This is a genomic window from Streptomyces kunmingensis (genome assembly GCF_039533535.1).
Taxonomy (GTDB): Bacteria; Actinomycetota; Actinomycetes; order Streptomycetales; family Streptomycetaceae; genus Streptomyces; species Streptomyces kunmingensis.
In genome coordinates this window covers 222134-238792 of sequence record NZ_BAAATS010000007.1, presented here as the reverse complement: position 1 = coordinate 238792, position 16659 = coordinate 222134, and the positions used below count along the sequence as shown (strand labels likewise).

15 protein-coding genes are annotated in these 16659 nt (G+C 71.0%); 6 read left to right on the top strand and 9 right to left on the bottom strand.

Annotated features, from left to right (window positions below; translation table 11 throughout):
* Positions 1-25: 25 nt before the first annotated feature.
* The 7 genes from ABD366_RS13210 to ABD366_RS13180 form a co-directional block, all read right to left on the bottom strand.
* On the bottom strand, positions 26-778 hold the full coding sequence (locus tag ABD366_RS13210; protein ID WP_324767176.1) for a GAF and ANTAR domain-containing protein: 753 nt from the start codon (positions 776-778) through the stop codon (positions 26-28).
* Positions 779-1516 carry a GAF and ANTAR domain-containing protein gene (locus ABD366_RS13205; protein ID WP_324767175.1) on the bottom strand — a complete coding sequence of 246 codons (738 nt, stop codon included), beginning with the start codon at positions 1514-1516 and terminating at the stop codon, positions 779-781.
* Between the two features lie 307 nt (positions 1517-1823).
* Positions 1824-2975 carry an ROK family transcriptional regulator gene (locus ABD366_RS13200; RefSeq protein WP_324767174.1) on the bottom strand — a complete coding sequence of 384 codons (1152 nt, stop codon included), beginning with the start codon at positions 2973-2975 and terminating at the stop codon, positions 1824-1826.
* 96 nt (positions 2976-3071) lie between these two features.
* Positions 3072-4571, bottom strand: a complete 1500-nt coding sequence (locus tag ABD366_RS13195; protein WP_324767173.1) for a glycoside hydrolase family 36 protein — start codon at positions 4569-4571, stop codon at positions 3072-3074.
* A 50-nt stretch (positions 4572-4621) separates the two neighbouring features.
* Positions 4622-5986 carry an ABC transporter substrate-binding protein gene (locus ABD366_RS13190; RefSeq protein ID WP_324767171.1) on the bottom strand — a complete coding sequence of 455 codons (1365 nt, stop codon included), beginning with the start codon at positions 5984-5986 and terminating at the stop codon, positions 4622-4624.
* 74 nt (positions 5987-6060) lie between these two features.
* Positions 6061-6942 (bottom strand): carbohydrate ABC transporter permease, encoded by an 882-nt coding sequence (locus ABD366_RS13185; RefSeq protein ID WP_324767185.1) that lies wholly within the window; start codon positions 6940-6942, stop codon positions 6061-6063.
* 35 nt (positions 6943-6977) lie between these two features.
* Positions 6978-7931, bottom strand: coding sequence for a carbohydrate ABC transporter permease (locus tag ABD366_RS13180; RefSeq protein ID WP_324767170.1), 954 nt, complete (start codon positions 7929-7931; stop codon positions 6978-6980).
* A 211-nt stretch (positions 7932-8142) separates the two neighbouring features.
* Here ABD366_RS13180 and ABD366_RS13175 point away from each other — a divergent pair, with 211 nt between their 5' ends.
* The 6 genes from ABD366_RS13175 (at position 8143) to ABD366_RS13150 (ending at position 15704) form a co-directional block, all read left to right on the top strand.
* Positions 8143-10155: a DUF4832 domain-containing protein gene (locus ABD366_RS13175; protein WP_324767169.1), complete on the top strand. Its 2013-nt coding sequence runs from the start codon at positions 8143-8145 to the stop codon at positions 10153-10155.
* 161 nt (positions 10156-10316) lie between these two features.
* On the top strand, positions 10317-11795 hold the full coding sequence (locus ABD366_RS13170) for an SDR family oxidoreductase (RefSeq protein ID WP_324767184.1): 1479 nt from the start codon (positions 10317-10319) through the stop codon (positions 11793-11795).
* A 141-nt stretch (positions 11796-11936) separates the two neighbouring features.
* On the top strand, positions 11937-12521 hold the full coding sequence (gene sigK / locus ABD366_RS13165) for an ECF RNA polymerase sigma factor SigK (protein WP_324767168.1): 585 nt from the start codon (positions 11937-11939) through the stop codon (positions 12519-12521).
* On the top strand, positions 12518-13267 hold the full coding sequence (locus ABD366_RS13160; RefSeq protein ID WP_324767167.1) for an anti-sigma factor: 750 nt from the start codon (positions 12518-12520) through the stop codon (positions 13265-13267). Before sigK ends, ABD366_RS13160 begins: the two co-directional genes overlap by 4 nt.
* Before the next feature lie 66 nt (positions 13268-13333).
* Entirely contained in the window at positions 13334-14926 is a 1593-nt protein-coding gene (locus ABD366_RS13155) for a molybdopterin-dependent oxidoreductase (RefSeq protein ID WP_344441732.1), read from the top strand.
* A 127-nt stretch (positions 14927-15053) separates the two neighbouring features.
* Positions 15054-15704, top strand: a complete 651-nt coding sequence (locus ABD366_RS13150) for a fasciclin domain-containing protein (protein ID WP_324769649.1) — start codon at positions 15054-15056, stop codon at positions 15702-15704.
* An 84-nt stretch (positions 15705-15788) separates the two neighbouring features.
* Here ABD366_RS13150 and ABD366_RS13145 read toward each other — a convergent pair whose 3' ends face one another.
* Both ABD366_RS13145 and ssuE read right to left on the bottom strand, forming a co-directional pair.
* On the bottom strand, positions 15789-16010 hold the full coding sequence (locus ABD366_RS13145) for a hypothetical protein (RefSeq protein WP_324769648.1): 222 nt from the start codon (positions 16008-16010) through the stop codon (positions 15789-15791).
* Positions 16011-16103: 93 nt separating this feature from the next.
* The gene (ssuE, locus tag ABD366_RS13140) at positions 16104-16652 is read right to left on the bottom strand and encodes an NADPH-dependent FMN reductase (RefSeq protein WP_324769647.1); all 549 of its coding nucleotides are present in this window, start codon (positions 16650-16652) and stop codon (positions 16104-16106) included.
* Positions 16653-16659 lie beyond the last annotated feature (7 nt).

Here is a 16659-nt window from a genome sequence, read left to right as displayed (position 1 = left end):
GTGCGTCCGGCCTGTGGTCCGGGGTTCACCGGTGTAGGGCGTCGGCGGCCAGGCTGCGGGTGAGGAAGGCGTGGGCGAGGTCGGCCAGGGCGCGGTCGTAGGCGGTGGCGTGTGCCCGCAGCCGCACCAGGGCCTGCCCCAGGGGAATGTCGAGTTCGGCGGCGAGATAGCCGGTGGCCTGATGGACCTCGGCTCGGTAGAGCCGCAGGCCGGTGCCGGGTGTCGTGCCGTTGGCCTGAACGGCGACGTCGGCGGTCAGGAACAGCAGGAGGGTGGCTGCCAGGTCGCGGAGGACGTCCAGCTGGCGGGTTGTGGGGGACCCGGGGGTCGTGCGGTAGCCGGTGAGGACCCCGACACCGGCACCGCCGAGCAGCAGGGGCAGGGCGACGACGGCGCGGACGGGGGTGCCGGCGGCGGCGGGCAGGAACAGGGGCCAGCGGGCCGTGTCGGCCGCGGCAAGGTCGGGCTCGGTCACGGTCCGGCCCTCGTATGCGGACTGCAGGGTGGGGCCGTCGCCCAGGGTGTACTGCAGGGTGTCGAGTTCGGGCCCCAGCCCGTCGGGCGGGTCGGCCCACAGCAGTTCGAGCTGACGCTCATGGGTGAGTGCGTTCAGGGTCAGGGCGTCGACGCCGAACAGACGCGCCGTGGGGGACGGCAGCGCGCGGCCCGGTCCGTATCCGGAACGGATGGCGCGACGGGCGCGGGCCAGCAGTTCGGTCAGGGCGTCACGGGGCGGTGGGACATCGCCGGAGTCGCTGTCCCACTGGTCGCGGGCCACTCAGTGTGTCCTGTCGAGGTCGGCCGGGATCTGTCCCCGGACGACCATGCGGGCCAGGTCGGTGAGGTTCTGCTGCCGGGAGCGGGCGTGCGCGCGCAGCCGGACGAAAGCGTCCTGGACGTCGGTGCCGAGGCGGGAGGCCAGTATGCCCTTGGCCTGCTCGATGACGATGCGTGAGCTGAGGGCGGTCTCCAGCTGGGCGATGACGTCGTTCCGGGCGATCAGGGTCCGGCGCTGGTGCAGGCGGGTCCCGGCGGTGTCCGCGAGCACCTGGACCAGTTGCAGGTCCACACCGGTCAGCCGGCGGGGCCCGGCATGCAGCAGGTTCACGGCTCCGACGGCGCTCTCGGAGACGCGCAGCGGCACCGAGGCGACGCTGCTGTATCCGGCGGCCAGGGCCCGCGGCGTGAACCGGGGCCAGCGCTGGGAACCGAGGCCGGCGCGATGCAGGTTCACCGGGGACAGGAGGCTGCCGTTGCGCGTGCTGTCCACGCAGGGCCCCTCGTCCAGTTCGACCTGGTCCTCTTCCAGGCGCCGGCAGTCCTCGTCGGAGGCGGTGAGGTAGTCGACCCGACCGTCGTGGTCCAGGATGGTCACCCCGGCCGAGCGCACCCCCACCAGACGCACCGTGTGCGTCGTCAGATCGTGCATCAGTTCCAGCACATCGAATCCGTCCGGGCGCGCGGCCAGGTCGAAGACGGCCTGGGCGACCAGAACATCACGTGGTACGGCAGACATCACAGGCGTCCCTTCCGTCACCCCCCGGACCATGCAGCGGGCTGGGGCAAGGCGCACAGACGCGCCCGAAGAGGCCACCATTTGAAAGTCGGCTGCCGACAGCCGTGTCATGCCCGCTGACGGAACGTGCTGCCTGCCGCCTCGATCCCTGTCAACCGTCCGAACCACCCCTGCGCCGGATCCACCCGGCTCGGGCAACTCACGGTACGGCTCCAGCGTAGTCCCCGGGCACCGAAACGGAACCGCCTCAGTGACCAATTCCGGTCTTTCGGCCACCAGTTGGGGCCGGGTGGCCGCGCCGAGCCGCCTACCCCCGCGGGGCCGTCGGGGCCGCCAGTCCGTCGCGGAGCAGGCGGCTGTCGATCTCGTCGAGGGCCAGGCGCAGCGCCCCGAGAGCCACGCTCTCGTCGCCCAGGGTCGAGGTGCGCAGCTCCGGCAGACGCAGACAGTGCTTGGTCAGTTCGCGGCGCAGCGGGTCGAGGATCACGTCGGCGGAGCGGGAGAACCCGCCGCCGTAGACGACGACCTGGGGGTCGAGGGCGAGCACCAGGGCGGCGACGCCGATCGCCAGGTCGCGGGCGTAGCGCCGGACGGCGGTCTTCGCGTCCCGATCGCCTTCGCGGGCGGCCTGGAACACCCACGCCGCCGCTTCGCCGGCCGTCGCCGGTACGCCCGGGCAGGATTCCAGGTGGTCGGGGGCGGTGAGCCACCGTACGGCCTTGAGGGCGCCGATCTCGCCCGCCGCGCCTCCGTGGCCGCGGCGCAGGGTGCCGTCGAGGATGAGTCCGGCGCCGGTGCGCAGCCCGGCGAGGAGGAAGACGATGTCGTCGGCGTCCTGGGCGACGCCCTTCCAGCGTTCTGCCACGGCGGCGAGTTTGCAGTCGTTCTCGACCTGGACCGGGCAGGTGAAGCGGGTGGCGAGGTGGGCGGCCGGATCGGTGGTGTGCCAGCCGGGCAGGGGGCTGAACAGGGTGGTGCGGCCGGTGGCGTCGACCGGTCCTGTCACGCCGACCGTGACGGCCCAGATGTCGGACGGTGTCATGCCGGCGTCCGCCAGCACCTCGTCGATGACGGAGTCGACGGCCGCGAGCCGCGCCTCGGGCGCCGCCTCGGGGTCGACGGGGCGCCGCGCGGTGCGGACGATGTCGCCCTCCAGGTCGCTCACCATGACGAGGATCTTGTGGACGCCGATGTCGATGCCGAGCGCGTGGCCCGCGGTGGCACGGAACCGGAAGCGGCGGGCGGGGCGCCCGACGACGCTGCTGGCCCCCGGTTCCTCGACCTCCGCCCATCCGTCGGTGACGAGCGCCTGCACCAGTACGTCCACGGCGGGCCGTGACAGTCCGGCGCGGCCCGCGAGTTCGGTGACGGTGGAGGGTGGATTGCCGCGCAGCGCCCACACGATCGACAGCTGGTTCATCTCGCGCATCCGGGACATGTCTGTTCCGGTCGTCGCCATGCTGGTGCTCCCTGGAGGGGTTGCGGTGCCCGCTACTCAACAATGCTTCTCAATAATGCTGAGGAGTTTACTAATTCCTGGCAGCGGGGTAAGGCATCAGGCGATCGGGTAGCGCTGTTCCGACTCGGGCATGACCGCCGGGGTGAAGTCGACCTCCCGTCCGTCGAGTGCGAAGCGGTAGCGGCCGAGCCTGCGGATCTCGGGGTGGTGGGCCAAGTACTGGGTCATCGCCTGCAGTTCGTCGGGGTGCAGCCAGCCGGGCGGGTCGGACACCGCGCGGAATCCGCAGATGTCGGCGAGGTCGCGCAGCCAGCTCTGCTGCTGGTCCGTCAGCAGGTTCAGCCTGCTGCGGAAGTAGACGACGTCCGGGTCGACCTCGAGCAGGGGTGTCTGCCAGAGCCGGTGCAGGGCGTTGACGACCGCGTTGCGGGCGAGTGCGTCGGAGGGGTCCTGCGTCGCGTAGTGCTCCCACAGGGGTGCGACGTCGGGGCCGCTGCGGATGCCGTCGATCAGCCCCAGGGACGGCAGCAGAGGGGCGCCGCTGCCGAGGAGGTAGGCGTCCGCGCCCGCTTCCTCGCGGATGATTCGCAGGCCGAGCCGGTACGCCTCCTCGCGGCCGAGGTCCGCGGAGCGGGCGCCCGGTACCGCGCCGCCGTTGATGAAGTCGAGCTTGAGGTAGGTGAAGCCCCATTCCCGGCTGACCCGGTGGATCGTCTCGCGCAGGTGGTCCTGCGCCGCGGGCAGCGTGAGGTCGAGGGCCCAGTAGCCGGTGCCCCAGTTGTGGCCGGCGACCACCGGCTCGCCGCGGCCGTCGCGCAGCAGCAGCTCGGGGCGGTCGCGGGCCGTGTCGGAGTCGGGGAGGACGATGAACGGGGCGATCCACAGACCGGGCCGCAGGCCCGCGTCCGTGATCCGGTCGGCCAGCGCCCGCATTCCCGAGGGGAACTTGTCATTGGGCTGCCAGTCCCCCACGGTCCGTTCCCAGCCGTCGTCGACCTGGACGACGTCGAAGGGCAGACCGCGCAGGGCGGTGATGTCCTTGGTGAGCTGTTCCTCGGTGATGTTCTCGTAGTACGCGTACCAGCTGCACCACACGTTGCCCGCCCGTTTGCGGCTGTGTCCGATCCGGGTGGCGAGGTGCCGGGCGTAGGCGGCAAAGACCTCCTCCTCGTCGCCGTAGGCCAGGAACCAGGGGGCGTCGCCCCGCTCGGACCATCCCGCGAGCGCGTCCCGGTCCGCGGTGAGGCGCGGGATGTCGAGGCCGAGGGCGCCGAGCAGCAGTACCTGTCCGTCGGCTCCCTGGAGGGCCGCGACGGCGGAGGAGTGGTGGCGGGCGGGGTCGTCCCAGACGGTGTCGTCGGCGGTGACGCGGCGTTCGTCGCTCTCGATGCGCAGCGGGGCGGCGGAGAGCCGGGTCCAGCCGCACGGGCTCCAGGAGTTGTGTCCGTGCCGGTAGAACAGCGCGTCGCCGAGGCTGTGCAGCAGGGCCACCCGGCCGGGCGGCAGCAGCAGGCCTCCGTCTACGGGCCGGGGCGGGGCGTCACCGGTGAGCTCGACGGCGAACGTGCGCCCTGCGAGGTCTACGACCTGGGCCATGGATCTCCTTGCGTAGGAATGTGCGGATGTGCGGGTGAGCGGGGCCTGGGCTACTTGAAGAGGCCGTTGACCTTGTCGTTGGCCGACTTGAGTGCGGACTGCGGCCGCGCCTGGCCGAGGATGGCCGACTGGACGGCGTCCTGGACGATGGGCCCGATCTCGGTGCCGTGCTCGGTGACGGGCAGCTGGAACGTGCTGTCCTTGTCCCCCACGATGTCCGTGAAGACGTGGACGTCACGCCCCTTGGCCCGGTGCGCGGCGAGCGCCTTGTCGGTGGCGGACTTCAGGGCCGGGAAGACGACGGCGTGCTCGGCGACCCGGTTCTGGCAGTCGGCCGAGGCGAGGAACTCGACCCATTTCCAGGCCTGGTCCTTGTGCTCACTGCCGGCCCAGATGGCGTCGGACAGGCCGTTGATGGCGCTCTTGCGGCCGGCCGGGCCGGTCGGCAGGGGGGCGAAGGCCAGCTTCTGCTTCACCTTGGGGTCGGTGAAGGTGGGGATCGTCCAGGAGCCCGCGACCATGATGGCGCCCTTGCCCGCGGTGAGCAGTTCGGAGTTGGCGACGCTCGACTGCTTGTCGAAGCGGGGCGCGTAGCCCTGGTCGATGAGGTGCTTGAACCAGGCGATGGTCTCGGCGAGTTTCGGGTCGTCGTAGCGGTACTTCGTGCCCCATGGGTTCTTGTCGAGGTACGTGAACCCGTTGGCGGCGGCGAACTCGCCCCAGCCGTTCTGGCCCTGCGAGCCGTCGGCCCACTCGGGCAGGAAGCCGTACGTCTTCACGTGCTTCTTGTCGAAGTCGGGGTCGAGGCCGTTCCGGCCCTCGGTGTCGACGGTGGCCTTGGCTATCGCCTGCTCCAGGGTGCCGCCGTCGTCGGGGTTCCAGGTCAGGTCGGCGAGCTGCGCGGCGTCCACACCTTGCTTCTCGAGCATGGTGGTGTTGTAGACGAGGGCCATGGTGTCCCAGTCCTTCGGCAGCCCGTAGCGCTTGCCGTCCTTGACCCAGGTGTCGGCGAGTCCTGCCTGGTAGGCGGAGAGGTCGAGCTTGTCCTTCTCGACGTAGGGCTGGAGGTCCAGGAGCTGATCGGTGGTGGCGAACTGCGGATAGTAGGACGCCTGGTTGGTCCAGACGTCGGGTGCGTCGCCGGAGGTGAGCTGTGTGGTGAGGTTCGTCCAGTACTGGGCCCAGGCCGTCTGAGTGATCTTGATGGTGATGTCGGGGTTGGCCTTCTGGAAGGCGGTCGCGCACTCCTGGTAGGCGGGCAGCTGCTTGTCGTCCCACAGCCAGTAGTCGATGGTCGTGCCGCCGGCCGAGTCGCCGCCGGACCCGCCGCAGGAGACGACGGTGGACAGGGCGCTCAGGCACAGCAGGGCCGCGCCGGTGCGCCGGCGCCTGGAACTCTTCTGCGTGGAACTCATCACGAGGGGCCTCTCGGGCTCGTACAGGGATGGGAGTCGTGCGGCGTGGGGGGTGAACAGCGGTGCGGGGGCGGCTATTTGATGCCGGTGAAGTTGAGGGACTCGACCAGTCGGCGGCCCAGCACGATCAGCAGGACGAGGACGGGCAGGACCGACAGGGCGGACCCGGCCATCAGTCCGGTCCAGTCGGGCTGGGTGTTGGGCGACTGCTGCTGGAAGATGCCGAGCGCGACGGTCAGGACGCGGGTCTGCTCGTCGCGGCCGGTCAGCAGCGGCCACAGGTAGTCCTTCCAGGCCCACACGGTGGTGGTGAGCCCGATGGTGATGAGCGGGCCGCGGCTCATCGGCATCACGATCTTCCAGAAGATGCCCCAGGCGCCGACGCCGTCGAGCACGGCCGCCTCCTCCACGTCCCGCGGGATCGACAGGAAGAACTGGCGCAGGAAGAAGACCGCGAACGGCGTCATGAGCACGCTGGGCGCGACCATGCCGGCGAAGGTGTTCAGCCAGTCGAGGTTCTTCACCAGGACGAAGTTGGGCAGCACGGTGAAGATCGGCGGCACCATGAGCGCGGCGATCAGCACCCCGAAGACCGCGTCCCGGCCGGGGAAGCGCAGGCGGGCGAACGCGTAGCCGGCCATGGCGCAGAACAGTGTCTGGAGGACGGCGATCAGTCCGCTGTAGACGACCGAGTTGAGCAGGTAGCGCAGGAAGTCGACGTGCGCGCCCGACCCGCCGGCGGCGCGCGCCTCCTCCTCGCTGGTCAGCCCGAGGACACGCAGGAAGTTGATCATCGTCGGGTGGTGCGGGACGAGGCTGGTGGCGTCGGAGTAGATGTCCGCCGCGGGCGTCAGGGCGGTGCGGACCATCCAGTAGAACGGGAAGACGGTCACGAGCAGGGCGAGGGTGAGCGCCGTCCAGGCGGCGATCCGGCCCGGCGAGACCCTTCTGCGCATGCTGTTCGTACGTATGCGGTTCACGGTCCGTCTCCTCAGGCCAGGTCCGAGCGGGAAGCACGCAGCAGGCGCATCTGTACGGCGGTCAGCACGCCGAGGACGAGCGCGAGCACGACGGCCACGGCGGAGGCGTAGCCCATGTGGAAGTTCGTGAAGGCCTGTTCGTAGATGTAGAAGTAGATGACCCGGGTGGCGCTGACCGGCCCGCCCTTGGTGGTCACCGCGATCGTGTCGAAGATCTGGAACGAGCCGATCAGTGACACGACCAGGACCAGTGCGAGGACCGGCCGCAGCAGCGGCAGAGTGATCTTGGTGAACATCCGCCACTCGCCCGCGCCGTCCAACGAGGCGCTTTCGTACAGGTGTTGAGGGACCTGAAGCATGCCGGCGTACAGCAGCAGTGCCGTGTATCCGGTGTAGGCCCAGGTGTTGACGGCCGCGATGGTCGGCATCGCCAGGTCCGGTGAGGTGAAGAAGCCGGTGGTGCCGAGGCCGAGGGCGTCCAGGATGTGGTTGACGAAGCCGAGGTTGGCGTCCAGGAGCCACATCCAGAGCAGGCCGACGGTGACGTTGGGCACCAGCCAGGGCACGAGGAGCATCGCCCGTAGCGCCACCGACCTGGTCAGGCGGTGCATGAGGGTGGCGAGGCCCAGGCCGAGGACGGTCTGGGAGCCGATGTTGAGCACGACGTAGTAGCCGGTGACCTTCAGCGCGTTCCAGAACTGGTCGTCGCCGATGAGCTGGTGGTAGTTGTCCGCGCCGGTGAAGGACGGCGGGGACAGCAGGTTGTAGTCGGTGAGCGAGTAGTAGACACCGCGGATGGTCGGATACGCGTAGAAGAGCGCGAAGCCCACCAGGGCGGGAGCCAGGAAGAGCCAGGCCGCTTTGCGGTCGTCGCGGGCTCGGCGCGGTTTTCCTGAGCCTGCGGGTCCGCCCGGGGCGGGGCCCGCCATCTCAGGTGGTGGCGCAACTGCCGTGTCCGCGCCCATGGGTCGCCTCCGAGCGGATCTTCGCCGCACCTCTTGTCAGTGGGGCTCCGTGGACACATATTGATGAGCAGCAGCGAAACTTTGTCAATGCTGGCGCATAAATTCGGTGATCTCGTCACGAGGCCACCGCACCGCCGGACGACCGGGCCGCTCATCCGCTGCTGAACCTCGCAGGAACCCAAGTCCCATGACACACACGGAGGTTGACCCCATGCGCACCTTCGCTCGACGACGCGGCAGAAGACTGCTGGCCGCGCTCGGTTCCGCGGCCGTCGCCGTCGCCCTGACCGCGCTCCCGGTCACCGCTCAGGCCGCCCCGCCGCCCGAACCCGCGTCCGCTTCGGCGTCCACCGCCTCGGCGCAGGGCGCACCCCCTCGTCCGGATCCCGGCCCCGCCCCCGACCCCTCGCTGCCGGCCCACGCGCTCACCCGCGCCGACGCGCCGCTCGACAACCCGCTCAAGGGTTTCGCCCGGTTCTACCAACCGGGCAGCGACCAGAACACGGGCTATCCGCACGCACTGACCTGGAGCTACTTCGGCCTGTCCGAAGTCATGGACTCCGCGTCGGACTGCCGTCACTACGACTGGTCCGTGCTCGACAAGGCCCTCGACGAGACCGCCTCGTACGGCAACCAGGCCGCGATCCGCTTCTACATCGAGTATCCCGGCGGCAGCGGCAGCCATCCGGCCAACGCGATCCCGCCCTGCTTCGCCGGGCACGTCGACAACCGCACCAACAGCTACTGGAACACCACGAGCCCCGACTACGACAGCCCGTACCTGCTGGACGCGCTCGAGGACTTCATCGCCGCGTACGGCGCACGCTACGACGGCGACCCGCGCATCGGGTTCATCCACATGGGACTGGTCGGGCTCTGGGGCGAGTGGCACACGTGGCCGTACGACACCGACACCTCGGGCGACACGTATCCGAACTACATGCCCACCGACGCCCACGGCGCCCGGCTCGTCCAGGCCTACAACGACGCCTTCACCCGCACGAAGGTCGAGGTCAGATACGCGGAGTCGGCCGGCGGGGCCGCCGACGGCCTGCCACGGATCGGCTACCACGACGACTCCTTCTGCTACCGCGAGGGCAGTCCGCTCGCCGGGGTCACCCTGCCGTCGTCGTTGGGCGGAGCCCCCTACGCCCAACTGCAGAAAGCCCTCGAACACGGCGTGGAGAACCGCTGGACCACCGCCTCCATGGGCGGCGAGGTACGGCCCGAGATCCAGTCCACCGCCTTCGCCGACTGGCCAGGCGGCACCGGCGCCGTGGACGACATGAAGGCCTGCCTCGAACTCGAGCACACCACCTGGAAGATCAACGAAGGCAGCGCCGACTACGCGGCGGGCGACGCCAAAGTGGGGGCCGCGGTCCGGATGATGGGCTACGACCTCAGCGTCGACCACGCCTACTTCCACGACACCGCGCAGGGCAGCACCACCGTCGGTGTGCGGATCAACAACAGCGGCGTCGCCCCGTTCTACTACCCCTGGACGGTCAGCCTCGGCCTGAAGGACACCTCCGGGAACGTCGTCAAGACCTGGGCCACCCCCTGGGACCTGCGCAAGGTCATGCCGCAGAAGATCCGGGCCTTCCCCGACTGGAACCTCGGCCCCGACCCCACGTACCTCGACTACGGCTACGCCCAGTACTTCGACTCCGGCATCGACCTCTCCGGCATCGCCTCGGGTGACTACCAACTCGTCATGAAGGCCAAGAACCCCCTGGAGGACGTCAGCTCCGCCGCGAAGAAGCTGCGCTTCGCCAACTCCGGCCAGCACGCCGACGGCTGGCTCGACCTCGGCGCCCTGACCGTGGGCTCCGGCGGCACGACCGACCCGGCCGCCTACGAGGCCGAAGCCGCCGGCAACACGCTCACCGGCACCGCCGTGGTCGCCGACTGCGCGGGCTGCTCCGGCGGCCACAAGGTCGGCTACGTCGGCAACGGCGCGGCGCTCACCTTCCGGGGCGTCGACGGCGGCAGCGGCGGCACCAGAACGCTGACCATCCACTACGCGACGGCCGCACCCCGCTCGGCGACCGTCCGGGCAGGCGGCGGCGCCACCCGCACCATCGACTTCGCCCCGACCGCCGACTGGGCGACCACCGCCTCCACGACGGTGAGTGTCGCCCTGAACGCGGGTACAGGCAACAGCATCACCATCGCCAACCCCACCGGATGGGCACCCGACATCGATCGGATCACCGTGACGTGACACTCGGTGGCGGGGCCGGGAGACTCCCGGCCCCGCCACCGAAAGCGGGCGACCGCCGGACATCTGTCCGGCCCGCCCGCTGGCGGACCGGACCGTGACATCACAGGGTGGAGACAGCAGCACCGAACGAGGGAGTGGTCTTGGACGCGGCCGACGACGGGATGCTCTGCCTGGTGACCGGGGCGAGCGGGTACATCGGCGGCCGACTGGTGCCCGAACTGCTCGACGCCGGGCACCGGGTGCGCTGTCTGGCCCGCACCCCCGCCAAACTGCGCGACCATCCCTGGGCGAAGGACACGGAGATCGTGCGCGGCGACATCATGGACGCCGCCTCCGTGCGCGCGGCGCTGACCGGCGTCGATGTCGCCTACTACCTGGTGCACGCCCTGGGCACCGGCGACGGCTTCGAGGAGACGGACCGGGAGGCCGCGCGGATCTTCGCCGACCAGGCCCGCGAGGCCGGTGTGCGGCGCATCGTCTATCTCGGCGGACTCACCCCGGTGGGCGTCCCCGAGCACGAACTCTCCCCGCACCTGCGCTCCCGCGCCGAGGTCGGGCACATCCTGCTCGCCTCCGGGGTTCCGACGACGGTGCTGCGGGCCGCCGTCATCATCGGCTCGGGCTCGGCCTCGTTCGAGATGCTGCGCTACCTGACCGAGCGGCTGCCGGTGATGGTGACGCCGAGCTGGGTGCGCACCCGGATCCAGCCGGTCGCCGTGCGCGACGTCCTGCGCACGCTCGTCGGCAGCGCGACGATGCCGCCGGACGTCAACCGCGCCTTCGACATCGGCGGCCCCGACGTCCTCACCTACCGCGCCATGATGGTCCGGTACGCGGCCGAGGCGCGGCTGCCCAAGCGGCTCCTGCTCCCGGTGCCCATGCTCAGCCCCACCCTGTCCAGCCACTGGGTCGGCCTGGTGACACCCGTGCCCGCGTCCATCGCCCGGCCGCTCTGCGAGTCGCTGCGCCACGAGGTCGTCTGCCACGAACACGACATCGCCCGGTACGTACCGGACCCGCCGGGCGGAATGATCGGCTTCGACGAGGCCGTGACGCTCGCGCTGCGCCGCGTCCAGCAGACCGAGGTCGCCACGCGCTGGTCCTCCGCCTCCTACCCCGGCGCACCCAGCGATCCGCTGCCCACGGACCCGGACTGGGCGGGCGGCAGCCTGTACACGGACGAGCGGGAGTGCCTGGTGGACGCGGAGCCGCAGCGGCTCTGGGACGTGGTCGAGGGGATCGGCGGCGAGCACGGCTGGTACTCCTTCCCGCTGGCCTGGGCCGTCCGCGGCTGGCTCGACCGGCTGGTCGGCGGCGTCGGGCTGCGGCGCGGCCGGCGCGACGCGGCCCGGCTGCGGGTCGGCGACTCGCTGGACTTCTGGCGCGTGGAGGAGATCGAGCCGGGCCGGCTGCTGCGGCTGCGCGCCGAGATGCGGCTGCCCGGACTGGCCTGGCTCGAGCTGTCCGTGGAGCAGGTGGACGGCGGCCGGGCCCGCTACCGGCAGCGGGCGCTGTTCCACCCCCGGGGCCTGGCAGGGCAGGCCTACTGGTGGAGCGTGGCCCCCTTCCACTCCGTGGTGTTCGGCGGCATGGCCCGAAATATCGCCGCCACCGCGGAGCACCGGTCCCGCCGCTCCTGACCGTTCCGGTCCCGCCGGTCCCGGGCCGGCCTGCGCCGTCGGAAATCTGGCGGCCCGACCCATCCGTACACCTCGCGGCTCCGTATTACCACCGCACCCGTGATCACGTGTGCGCGCCCGCAGAGCTCGGAGGTCTCGAACGTGAAGGAAGCGGTCCACATCGGTCCCGCGCCAGGAACAGGACCCACCCTGGAGGAGCTCATGGCCGATGTGGCCAAGGGCGACAAGGACGCGTTCTCCTCGGTGTACGACGCCGTGGCGGGCTCGGTCCTGGGTGTGGTGCGCGGCGTCCTGCGGGACCGCGCGCAGTCGGAGGAGGTGGCGCAGGAGGTGCTCGTCGAGGTGTGGGGCAACGCGGCCCGCTACCGCACCGACCGCGGGACGGCGATCAACTGGGTACTGACGCTGGCCCACCGCCGCGCCATCGACCGGGTCCGCTCGGTGGAGGCCGCCGCCGCGCGGGACCACCAGGCGGCCCTTCTGGCGCGGACACCCGAGTTCGACGAGGTCACCGAGGCGGTGGAGACGCGGCTCGAGCACGAACAGCTGCGGCGCTGTCTGCGGACGCTGACCGAACTCCAGCGGCAGTCCGTGTCGCTGGCCTACTACCGTGGACTCACCTACAGCCAGGTCGGTGAACTGCTCGCGGTGCCGCTCGGCACGATCAAGACGCGGCTGCGCGACGGACTGATCCGGCTGCGGGACTGCCTGGGGGTGAGCGCATGACCGCCGAACTGCACACGCTGACCGGGGCCTACGCCCTGCACGCCCTCGACCCCGACGAACAGGCCGAGTTCGAACGGCACCTCGCCGCGTGCCCGGCCTGCGCCCAGGAGGTCCGGGAGCTGTCCGCCACGGCGGCCCGACTCGGAAGTGCTCTTACCCTCGTACCGCCCGATGGCTTCAAGGAGTCGGTCCTGCGCCGGATCGACAGCGTGCGCCAGGAGCCGCCGCGCACCTCCGCGGGCCCGGCCGCCGCCGGGGCGTCCCGGCGCGGCCGCACGGTCTCGAACTGGGCGCTGGCCGCCTGCCTCGCCGCGGTCGCCGCGCTCGGCGCCACCACGGTCTGGCAGCACCTGGAGGCCCGGGACGCGCGGCAGGACGCCCGGCAGGCCCAGCAGGCCACGGACCAGGTGGCCGACGTCCTCGCGGCGCCCGACGCCAGGACCCGCAGTGCGCGTCTGGCGGACGGCGCGAGCGGCACGGTCGTCGTCTCCGAGGAGCGGGACAAGGCCGTGTTCGTGGCCGCGTCCATGGCCCGGCCGCCGAGCGGCAAGGTCTACCAGTTGTGGTTCGACGACGACGGCACGATGCGGCCCGCCGGCCTGATGGACCCCGGGCGCACCGCGCAGACCGTGCTCATGGACGGTGCGGTGGGCGACGCGTCCGGCATGGGCGTCACGGTCGAGCCGGCGGGCGGCTCGCGGCACCCGACGTCGCAGCCGGTGGCGCTGCTGCCGCTGCCCGCCTGACGCGGGCCGGTTGATCCATCGGCGTGAACCACCAATCCGAGCAGGCCTCGGGGACGGATTCCCGCCATGGACGACGCAACGCAACACCCGCTCCGCGGCCTCCCCCGGCTGTCACTGGGCGCACTGAGCGGCCTGCTCGCCGGGTACGCGGCGATCGCCGTCGCCGAACTGCTCGCCGCCGCCGTACGTCCCGAGTCGGGGCCGGTCGTCGCGGTGGGCGGCGCGGCGATCGACCGCACTCCGCCCGCCGTCAAGGACTGGGCGATCCGCCAGTTCGGCACGGACGACAAGCTCGTGCTGCGGCTCGGCATCCTCGCCGTGCTGACCCTGCTCGCCGTCGGCCTCGGCATGCTGGCCACCCGGTGGCGGTCGGCCGGCTCGGCCGGGGTCCTGGTGTTCGGTGCCGTCGGCGCCCTTGCCGCGGTGAACCGGCCCGACTCGACGAGTCTCACCGACGCCCTGCCGTCCGTCGTGGGCGCGCTGGCCGGCGCCGGGCTGCTGTACTGGCTGGCCGGACGGCTCGATCCGGCCGGCGGTGCGCGCGAGCGGGACGACGCCACCGGGCCGGGCTGGGACCGCCGGGGTTTCCTTCTCGCCGCCACCGCGGCCGCCGCCGCGTCGACCGGCGCGGCGTTCGGCGGCCGGGCCCTCAGCGGCTCCCGGGGGCAGAACGCGGTGGCCTCGCGCGGGAACGTGGTGCTGCCCGCCCCGGCGTCGAAGGCCGCGCCCGTGCCCCGTGGCGCCGCGCTGCGGATCGGCGGCATCAGCCCGTTCATGACGCCGAACGACGACTTCTACCGCGTCGACACCGCCCTGACCGTGCCGAGGGTCGACGCCACGAAGTGGCGGCTGCGCCTCCACGGCAAGGGGGTCGCGCGCGAGCTGACCGTCTCCTTCGACGACCTGTTGAAGATGCCTCTCGTCGAACGCGACATCACGCTGACATGTGTCTCCAACGAGGTGGGCGGACCGTACGCGGGCAACGCCCGCTGGATCGGTGTCCGCCTCGCCGACCTGCTCGAGCGGTGCGGGGTACGGCCGCCGTCCAAGGGCGGCCCCGCCGACCAGCTCGTGGCCCGCTCCGTCGACGGCATGACCATCGGCAGCCCCGTCGAGGACCTGATGGACGGCCGCGACGCCCTGCTCGCCGTCGGCATGAACGGGCAGCCACTCCCCTTCGCCCACGGCTTCCCGGTCCGCATGGTGGTGCCCGGCCTCTACGGCTATGTCTCCGCGTGCAAATGGATCGAGTCCATCGAGCTGACCACGTTCGACGCCTACGACTCCTACTGGGTCGAGCGGGACTGGGCCAGGCAGGCCCCCATCAAGACCGAGTCCCGGATCGACACGCCCAAGCCCTTCGCCCGGCCGGAGAGGGGCACCGTCATGGTCGCCGGGGTCGCCTGGGCCCAGCACCGCGGCATCGACAAGGTCGAGGTCCGTGTCGACGACGGGCCGTGGGAGGAAGCCCGGCTCGCCGCCGAGGACACCCGTGACACCTGGCGCCAGTGGTCCTACCCCTGGCAGGCCACCAAGGGCAGCCACACGCTGACCGTGCGGGCCACCGACCGCACCGGCGAGACACAGACCGAGAAGCGTGCACCGACCGTCCCGGACGGTGCCTCCGGGTGGCACTCCGTCGTCGTCACCGTCGACTGACTCCCACGCCTTTCGCACACCGGCTGTCACTCATCCGGGCGATCGACCAATCCGCGCGGCGATCAGTTCCGGATTCCCACCGACGAAGGCAGATCGCCTTTGTGAACCATCTCGTTGAGGAGTTGCCATGCGCACTCGAATCCGTCGCATCGCCGTAGCCGTCACCGTCAGCGCCGTCCTTCCCCTGGCCCTGACCGCCTGCTCGGACAGCGACTCCAAGGACAAGGCGTCCGACAGCGCCTCGGCCGGCTCCTCCAAGGCTTCGGACATGGCCAGCCCTTCCGACTCCTCCGGGTCCATGACGGAGCCGTTCGGCCCGGCCTGCTCCTCGGTGCCCAAGGACGGCGCGGGCTCCTTCGACGGCATGGCCGAGGACCCCGTCGCCACGGCCGCTTCGCACAACCCCGCGCTGTCCACTCTCGTGTCGGCCGTGAAGAAGGCGGGTCTCGTCGACACGCTCAACAATGCCGAGAACATCACGGTGTTCGCGCCCACCAACGACGCCTTCGACAAGATCCCGAAGGCGGACCTGGACAAGGTGCTCAACGACAAGGCCATGCTCACCAAGATCCTCACCTACCACGTGGTGGGCCAGAAGCTGGCGCCCAAGGACTTGGAGAAGGGTTCGTTCGAGACGCTGGAGAAGTCCATGCTCACCACGGCCGGTTCCGGTGAGTCCTACAAGGTCAACGACACGGCCAACGTGGTCTGCGGCAATGTGAAGACCGCCAACGCCAACGTCTACATCATCGACTCCGTGCTCATGCCCAAGAGCTGACGCGCACACGCGCCGACTGCGCGGAACCTCGGCCGGACGTCATGCGGGACGTCCGGCCTTCCGCCTGTCCCGGCCCGGTCCGTCTCAGTCGGTGTCCTTGCCCATCGCACTCAGGACCGCCTGGCGGGCCTCGTAGAAGTCGGCGTCCGAGACATCCGGGTCGTCCTCCACCTCGCTCAGCCAGTCCTCCATCTCCTCGGGCTGCCACAGGTCGAAACCCTGGGGGATGGAGAGCGTCGTGGTGCTCGCACGCAGCTGCTCCACCGCAGCGGCTTCCTGGACACTGCGCGTACTCACCTCGGTCACCGCGCCACGTCCTTCCGGTTATAGGGGAACGGACGGGCGACCTTGCCAGACACACCCCGGATGTGTCCAAAACGGCACCGCACACCCTGTCCGCTACGAGGCCAGGACGCTCACCCGGCCGGTCAGTTCGGCCGAGAAGACGTCGGCGGCCTGACCCAGGGCCTCGGCGGACGCCGCCGCGATGACCGTGCGGCCGCCGTCGACGGTGATGTCCTTGTCGAGGGTGAACCAGCCGGGCACGATATGGGCCGCGCCCATGGAGGTCAGGACGGGACGCAGCGCGTAGTCGATGGCCAGGACATGGGCGGTGCTGCCGCCGGTGGCGAGCGGCAGCACCGTCTTCCCGGCCAGGGCGTACTGCGGGAGCAGATCGAGCAGTGCCTTCAGCAGACCGCTGTACGCCGCCTTGTAGACGGGCGTGCCGATCACGATCCCGTCCGCACGGGCGAACCGCGCCGCGGCGTCGATGATCGCCGGGTGCCCGAAGTCGGCGCGCAGCAGCGCTTCGGCGGGCAGGTCGCGGACGTCGAGGGTGGTCACCTCGTGGCCGCTGTCGATGAGCCGGGCGTCGATGTGGCGCAGGAGCCGGCCGGTGCGCGAGGTGGCTGAAGGGCTTCCGGAGACGGAGAGGACGGCGGCCATGGGGAAC

Bases quoted from the DNA above. Each gene is read 5' to 3' on its own strand.
- ssuE (WP_324769647.1), bottom strand. From the start codon at position 16,652: ATGGCCGCCGTCCTCTCCGTCTCCGGAAGCCCTTCAGCCACCTCGCGC.
- ABD366_RS13205 (WP_324767175.1), bottom strand. From the start codon at position 1,516: ATGTCTGCCGTACCACGTGATGTTCTGGTCGCCCAGGCCGTCTTCGAC.
- ABD366_RS13200 (WP_324767174.1), bottom strand. From the start codon at position 2,975: ATGGCGACGACCGGAACAGACATGTCCCGGATGCGCGAGATGAACCAG.
- ABD366_RS13190 (WP_324767171.1), bottom strand. From the start codon at position 5,986: ATGAGTTCCACGCAGAAGAGTTCCAGGCGCCGGCGCACCGGCGCGGCC.
- ABD366_RS13150 (WP_324769649.1), top strand. From the start codon at position 15,054: ATGCGCACTCGAATCCGTCGCATCGCCGTAGCCGTCACCGTCAGCGCC.
- ABD366_RS13180 (WP_324767170.1), bottom strand. From the start codon at position 7,931: ATGGGCGCGGACACGGCAGTTGCGCCACCACCTGAGATGGCGGGCCCC.
- ABD366_RS13195 (WP_324767173.1), bottom strand. From the start codon at position 4,571: ATGGCCCAGGTCGTAGACCTCGCAGGGCGCACGTTCGCCGTCGAGCTC.
- ABD366_RS13175 (WP_324767169.1), top strand. From the start codon at position 8,143: ATGCGCACCTTCGCTCGACGACGCGGCAGAAGACTGCTGGCCGCGCTC.
- ABD366_RS13185 (WP_324767185.1), bottom strand. From the start codon at position 6,942: ATGCGCAGAAGGGTCTCGCCGGGCCGGATCGCCGCCTGGACGGCGCTC.
- ABD366_RS13160 (WP_324767167.1), top strand. From the start codon at position 12,518: ATGACCGCCGAACTGCACACGCTGACCGGGGCCTACGCCCTGCACGCC.
- ABD366_RS13170 (WP_324767184.1), top strand. From the start codon at position 10,317: ATGCTCTGCCTGGTGACCGGGGCGAGCGGGTACATCGGCGGCCGACTG.
- ABD366_RS13155 (WP_344441732.1), top strand. From the start codon at position 13,334: ATGGACGACGCAACGCAACACCCGCTCCGCGGCCTCCCCCGGCTGTCA.